We start from the raw sequence: 6,246 nt of genomic DNA on the forward strand, positions 1-6,246 counted from the left end.
AAGGCCCAGGAAGGCGGGATTTTTGGGCGCCGGGAACACATCTCCGGATGACGACCCTTTAGACCGCCCTCACCCTCCCGACGCCGCCTCGAACACCGCCAACTGGTCCGCGAACGCGCGCTGGAACGCCAGGCGGGCCTCGGCGCGGGCGACGTAGGCGGCCAGGTTCGGATAGGCCGCCACGATCCCCGACGAGCCCAGCCGGCGCAGCACCGTCACCATCATCAGGTCGCCGGCGCTGAACGCCCCGTCCAGCCACTCGGCTTGCCCCAGGCGGGCGGAGAGCTGGTCCAGCCGGTCGCGGACGCGCTGCTCCAGCATCGGCTGGCGAGCCTCGAACCAGGGCTGGTCGCGCTCGACGATCATGGCCATGCCGAACTCGACGACCGGCGGCTGGACCGTCGCCTGGGCGGCGAACATCCAGGCGATCGCCCGCGACCGGGCGTTCGGCTCGTCCGGCAGAAGGCCGGCATGGCGCTCGGCGATGTGGAGGACGATGGCCCCCGACTCGAACAGGACCAGACCGCCCTCCTCCTCGTAGGTCGGGATCTGGCCGAAGGGTTGGAGCGCGAGATGGGGCGGCGCCTTCATCTCGGCGAACGTCACCAGGCGCACGTCGTAGGGCTGGCCCACCTCCTCGAGCGCCCAGCGGACCTGCATGTCGCGGGCAAGACCGCGCCCGCGGTCGGGCGAGGCCTTGAAGGCGGTGATGGTCGGGCGCATGGCGGGTCTCCGGGCGTTTGACGATGCAAGGACGGATCGCCGAACGTCCCGCCGACATCCTGCCCGGATTTTCCCGAGCGGGAAGTCGGGAGGACAGGCTTTGCGAGGCACGTCTTGCCTCTGGGGCGGCCGCGGCGCCTTTTACGCCGCAACCCCATTCCCCCAAACCCCTCTTTACGCGGCCCAGCTTCCCCGCTAGAAGCGCCGCCGATGCTATTCGCGCCGACCACGATTATTACCCCGAAAACGACCCGCCTCGGCGGGGCGTGGTCGGGTGCGTGCGCGAACTAGCGAGCATCCCCAACCAGCCCCGCCGATGCGCGGGGCGGTTCTCACCACGAGATCCTGAAAGCTCCCGCGCCTCCGCCCTCCAGGAGACGTAAGACCGTGAGCTTCAAGTTTTCCCGCGCCAATCCCCCCCGTGTCGGCGTCGTCGGCGCCACCGGCCTCGTCGGCGGCATGATGCGCGAGCTGCTGGTCGAGCGGGACTTCCCGGTCGCCGCCCTGCGCCTGTTCGCCTCGGCCCGCTCGGCCGGGACCAGGATCGCGTTCAAGGGCCAGGAGATCGTGGTCGAAGACGCCGCGACCGCCGACTTTTCCGGCCTCGACATCGTGTTCTTCTCGGCCGGCGGCTCGACCTCGCGCGCGCTGGCCCCCAAGGCCGCGGCGGCCGGGGCCGTGGTGATCGACAACAGCTCGGCCTGGCGCGGCGATCCCGACGTCCCGCTGGTGGTGGCCGAGGTCAATCCGCACGCGCTGAAGAGCATCCCCAAGGGCATCGTCGCCAACCCCAACTGCACGACCATGGCCGCGATGCCGGCGCTGAAGCCCCTGCATGATCGCGCCGGATTGAAGCGCCTGACCGTCAGCACCTACCAGGCCGCCTCGGGCGGCGGCATGGAGGGGATCGAGGTGCTGGCCGAGCAGCTGCGGGCCGGCGCGGCCGGGGACCTGGACGGCCTGGCGCGCTCGCCCGACGCCGCCCCCCTGCCCGCCCCGCGCAAGTGGGTCGTTCCCCTGGCCTACAACGTCGTGCCGCTGAACTACGTGCTGGGTGAGGACGGCTACACTGAGGAGGAGCTGAAGCTGCGCGACGAAAGCCGCAAGATCCTCGAACTACCCGAACTGCCGGTCAGCGGCACCTGCGTGCGCGTGCCGGTCTTCACCGGCCACTCGCTGTCGATCAACGCCGAGTTCGAGCGGCCGCTGTCGGTGGCCGAGGCCACGGCCCTGCTGGTCGCCGCGCCGGGGGTGGTGCTGGACGACGCGCCCAACCCGCTCGCCGCCACCGGTCAGGATCCGGTGTTCGTCGGCCGCATCCGCCCGGACCCCACCGTCGCGCACGGCCTGGCCCTGTTCGTGGTCGGCGACAACCTGCGCAAGGGCGCGGCGCTGAACGCGGTGCAGATCGCCGAGGTGATGCTGGGGGCGTGATGTCATCTGTCATCCCGACCAAGCGCGCACCGCGACGAGCCGGGACCGCCGGAAGCGCCGCGCTTTCCGAGGTCCCGGCTCTTCCCTGGCTTCGCCGGGGTGCGGCCTGGATGACAGCTTATGATGCGCGGCCTTAGGTGCTACTCCCTCCCCATGCTCACCGACCCCTTCTTCTACGCCGTCGCCATTCCGGCCGTGATCCTGCTGGGCCTGACCAAGGGCGGGTTCGCCGGAATCGGGGTGGTCGCCGTGCCGCTGATGGCCCTGGCCGTCTCGCCGGTGATGGCCGCCTCGATCACCCTGCCGATCCTGCTGGTCCAGGACGTGGTCAGCGTCTGGGCCTTCCGGAAGAGCTGGGACAAGGGGCTGCTGATCCTGATGCTGCCGGCGGCGGCGGTGGGGATCTTCCTGGGCTGGGCCCTGGCCGCCTTCGTCAAGGAGGCCGCCGTCGAGCTGGCGGTGGGCCTGATCTCCGTCCTGTTCGCCTTGCAACGCCTGTGGGTCGAGCGGGCGGTCAAGGCCGCCGAGCAGATCGAGGCCAGCCCGGGTCGTCCCTGGCTGGGGGCGCTGTGCGGGGCGACGGCCGGCTTCACCAGCCAGATCGCCCACGCCGGCGGCCCGCCGTTCCAGATCTACGTCCTGCCGCGCCGCCTGCCGCGCGACGCCTTCATCGGCACCAGCGCGATCTTCTTCGCCGTGGTCAACTGGATGAAGGTCCCGGCCTACGCCGCTCTCGGGCAATTCACGCCCAAGGTGCTGGCGACCGCCGGGGTGCTGCTGCCGCTGGCCATCGTCTCGACCTGGGCCGGAGTGTGGCTGGTGCGCCGCGTGCCCGCCGAGGGCTTCTACAAGGTCATCTACGTGCTGCTGGTCGTGGTCGGCGGCAAGCTGGTGTTCGACGGGGCCCGCGGCCTTTTGACCTGATGTCGCTTTTCGCGCCGATCGTGTCGCCTCCGCCCTTTCGCGGCCATAGTGATCGACGCTTATATGTCACGGAACGAACTTAACGTTCGGGCGTACTGCATCTGCATCGAGCGGGGCCATGACGACGACCACTACCAGCACCCAAGACCTCGTCGCGCTTGAGCCGGCGACGCACTATCCGACCCCCGCCGCCAAGTGCGCGGACCTGGTGGTGCACCTGGCGGGTCTGGCGTGCGCCCTGCTGGGCGGCGGCATCCTGCTGGGCCTGGCCTTCGGCCTGGGCGACCTGAAGCAGGTGGCCGCGGTCAGCGTCTACACCGTGGGCCTGATCCTGATGCTGTCGCTGTCGACCGCCTACAACTTCGCCAAGGCCCGCTGGCGGCCGCTGCTGCGGCGCTTCGACCACGCCGGCATCTTCGTGATGATCGCCGCTTCCTATACCCCCTTCACGACCCAGAACCTGCACGGCTGGTGGTCGATCGGCATGACCACGGCGGTGTGGAGCGTCGCCACCGTCGGCGTGGCGGCCAAGCTGTTCCTGCCGGGCCTGGACAAGCGCTTCTGGGTCGGCCTGTACCTGGCCCTCGGCTGGCTGGTGCTGGTGGCCATCAAGCCGATGATCGACGGCCTGTCGTGGGTGGCGCTGCTGCTGCTGGCGATCGGCGGCCTCGTCTATTCGACCGGCACCATCTTCTACCTGATGCGCCGCCTGAAGTTCCGGCGCGCCATCTGGCACGGCCACGTCATCGGCGGCGCCGGGCTGCACTACGCCGCCGTGCTGGTGGGCGTCGTGCTGGCCAGCGCCCGGTAAACCCTGGAGCGCGGCGTGGACAAGGATCTTTCCGGCAAGGCCAGCCTGCAGGGCTTCTTCCGGAACGATCCGCTGCGCGGCAAGCGCCTGCCAGCGCCTCCCTCCGACCGTCACGTCGAGGCCGCCGGCTTTCCCGGCGTGCGGCTCAGCGTCGACCAGGCCGACGACGCCCTGCGCCAGGCCGCCGACCGGCTGGCGCCGCTGCGCTCGCTGCTGGGCCGCGACGAGTTCAACATCCTGGCCCTGTCGGGCGGCGCGTCGGGCGGCGCCTATGGCGCGGGCGTGCTGGCGGGCTTGACCAAGGCCGGACGGCGTCCCGACTTCGCCATCGTCACCGGGGTCAGCACCGGCGCCCTGATCGCGCCGCTGGCCTTCCTGGGCCCGGCCTGGGACGAGCCCCTGACCGACGCCTATGTCGGCGGCCACGCGGCCGAGCTGCTCAGCCTGCGGCGGCTGAACTCGGCGTTGGGCCCCAGCATCTTCAAGGGCGAGTCGCTGGACCGCCTGGTCGAGACCTTCGTCGATCAGGCCATGGTCGAGGCCGTCGCCGTCGAGCACGCCAGGGGCCGGCGCCTGCTGATCGCCACCACCAATCTCGACAGCCAGCGGGCCGTGGTCTGGGACATGGGCGAGATCGCCACCCGCGGCGGCGAGGCGGCGCTGAAGCTGTTCCGCACCCTGCTGGTGGCCTCGTCCTCGGTACCCGGCATCTTCCCGCCCAAGCTGATCGACGTCGAGGTCGACGGCCAGCCGCACCAGGAGATGCACGTCGACGGCGGCGTCGCCGCGCCGCTGTTCCTGATGCCCGACGCCTTGCTGCACTGGCGCAACCTCGGCCCCCGCTTCCGGCGCGGGCGCGTGCACGTGATCGTCAACACGGTGCTGGATCCGGCCTCGCAGTCGACCCCGCCGGGCGTGGCCTCGATCATGGCCCGCAGCTTCGACACCATGCTGCGGTTCTCGTATCGCCAGGCCCTGAGCCTGGCCGCCGGCTTCTGCGCGCGCCACAACCTGCCGCTGTCGGTGGCCTCGATCCCGAGCAGCTTCGAGGGCTTCAACCTGCTGAAGTTCGAGACCGACCTGATGCGGCGGATCTACGACGCGGGCGTGGAACAGGCGGTCCAGGGCTCGGTCTGGACCAGCGCGGTCGAGGAACAGAGCCTCTGGCGCGGCCTGTTCAAGAAGCCGTCTTCTCTGACGGTCTCGACCGGCGCGGGGGTGATGGTCCACCAGGAGCCGCTCGGCGCCGAGGCCCAGGCGGAGCCTTAGAGCGGCCTACAATCCGATCTCCCCGGCGAATGCCGGGGCCCAGAGCGAACCCGTTGGCGCGCCAGATCCGCGCTCGGCCGTTGGCGCGAAATCGCAAACCACTCCGAATGGACCTGCCCCCCGGCATTCGCGGGGGAGGTCGGAGCATTCCTGTCCGTCGCCTACGCCTTCTTCAGCCACCGCGCGCGCAGCTTGGCCACGTTCGGCGGGTCGGCGCGGAAGTCAGAGGCCAGGCCCAGGCGGGCGTTGCAGGCGGGGCAGCGGACGGAATCCTCGTCGGCCAGTTCGGCCGGCGGGTCGAAGCGCGCGCCGCACGGCTTGCACTTCCAGTCGCCCACGGCCGGAGCGGGCGGCGGAGGCGGCGGCGCCTGGGGCGCGACGATCACCGTGCGGGCCGACGGCTTGACCATCCGCTCGAGCGGCGGTGGGCCCCCAGGCGCGGCGACGCCGCTCTTGAGGCTCAGGGTCTTGCGGCGCGGGGGCTCGCTCTCGCTCATGACATCGCTGGCGGCAGTGGAAGGACGCGCGTTTGCTGCATGAAAGCGACCCGAAACACAAGCCTAATAGGGGGAAAACCCGCCTACCAGTGCGGCTTCAGGCTGAACGACAGGGCCACCACGTCGTCCTTCTGGGTCGCCAGGCCCATGATGCCCTCCTTGGCCCGGATCTCGCGGTGGATATAGCCGAACGAGGCCTGCATCGGACCCTTGCGCCACGCCACCCCCGCCTGGCTGTCGCCAATCAGGCGGCTGGTGGCGTCCTGGGTCAGGCCGGCGCGCGTCCAGTCGCCGTTCTGGCCGCGCAGCATGTTCAGGCCCACGGCCCGACCGCTGGCCGCGGCGTAGATGTACCAGCGCCCCCGATCGCCGAAGGCGACGTCGCCCTCGCGCACGCCAAGGGCCTCGTTCACGCGGTCGCCCATGTTCCTCTTCTTGCCCAGGCGCACCGTGGCGCCCGCCTCGGCCGAGCCGCCGGCCCCGCCAAAGCCCACCCCGGCGTGGGGCGTGACGTCCAGGGCGTACTTGCGGCCCGTCAGCGAGACGGCCGCCGGCCAGCCGCGCGTCACCGTGACGTCGACGTCCTGG

At 70.8% G+C, this 6,246-nt stretch carries 7 protein-coding genes; 4 read left to right on the plus strand and 3 right to left on the minus strand.

The annotated features are described in order from the left end of the window. Positions 1–69: 69 nt before the first annotated feature. Complete coding sequence (locus VJ655_RS18650) at positions 70–723, minus strand: glutathione S-transferase family protein (RefSeq protein ID WP_324113683.1); 654 nt, start codon at positions 721–723, stop codon at positions 70–72. A gap of 387 nt (positions 724–1,110) precedes the next feature. On the opposite strand from VJ655_RS18650, the gene VJ655_RS18655 reads away from it, so the two are divergent. The 4 genes from VJ655_RS18655 (at position 1,111) to VJ655_RS18670 (ending at position 5,161) form a co-directional block, all read left to right on the plus strand. Further along, positions 1,111–2,157, plus strand: a complete 1,047-nt coding sequence (locus tag VJ655_RS18655) for an aspartate-semialdehyde dehydrogenase (RefSeq protein ID WP_324113684.1) — start codon at positions 1,111–1,113, stop codon at positions 2,155–2,157. A 153-nt stretch (positions 2,158–2,310) separates the two neighbouring features. Beyond that, on the plus strand, positions 2,311–3,081 hold the full coding sequence (locus VJ655_RS18660) for a sulfite exporter TauE/SafE family protein (RefSeq protein ID WP_324113685.1): 771 nt from the start codon (positions 2,311–2,313) through the stop codon (positions 3,079–3,081). A 118-nt stretch (positions 3,082–3,199) separates the two neighbouring features. Further along, on the plus strand, positions 3,200–3,892 hold the full coding sequence (trhA, locus tag VJ655_RS18665; RefSeq protein ID WP_324113686.1) for a PAQR family membrane homeostasis protein TrhA: 693 nt from the start codon (positions 3,200–3,202) through the stop codon (positions 3,890–3,892). A 15-nt stretch (positions 3,893–3,907) separates the two neighbouring features. Continuing rightward, positions 3,908–5,161, plus strand: a complete 1,254-nt coding sequence (locus VJ655_RS18670) for a patatin-like phospholipase family protein (protein WP_324113688.1) — start codon at positions 3,908–3,910, stop codon at positions 5,159–5,161. Positions 5,162–5,322: 161 nt separating this feature from the next. On the opposite strand, the gene VJ655_RS18675 is transcribed toward VJ655_RS18670, so the two are convergent. Further along, positions 5,323–5,658 (minus strand): hypothetical protein, encoded by a 336-nt coding sequence (locus tag VJ655_RS18675; protein ID WP_324113690.1) that lies wholly within the window; start codon positions 5,656–5,658, stop codon positions 5,323–5,325. Positions 5,659–5,741: 83 nt separating this feature from the next. After that, on the minus strand, positions 5,742–6,246 hold a 505-nt coding region (locus VJ655_RS18680), incomplete at its 5' end, for a lipid A-modifier LpxR family protein (RefSeq protein WP_324113692.1).

The sequence above is a fragment of the Caulobacter sp. genome, assembly GCF_035254145.1.
In the GTDB taxonomy this organism is placed as follows: Bacteria; Pseudomonadota; Alphaproteobacteria; order Caulobacterales; family Caulobacteraceae; genus Caulobacter.

Bases quoted from the DNA above. Each gene is read 5' to 3' on its own strand.
- trhA (WP_324113686.1), top strand. From the start codon at position 3,200: ATGACGACGACCACTACCAGCACCCAAGACCTCGTCGCGCTTGAGCCG.
- VJ655_RS18660 (WP_324113685.1), top strand. From the start codon at position 2,311: ATGCTCACCGACCCCTTCTTCTACGCCGTCGCCATTCCGGCCGTGATC.
- VJ655_RS18675 (WP_324113690.1), bottom strand. From the start codon at position 5,658: ATGAGCGAGAGCGAGCCCCCGCGCCGCAAGACCCTGAGCCTCAAGAGC.
- VJ655_RS18650 (WP_324113683.1), bottom strand. From the start codon at position 723: ATGCGCCCGACCATCACCGCCTTCAAGGCCTCGCCCGACCGCGGGCGC.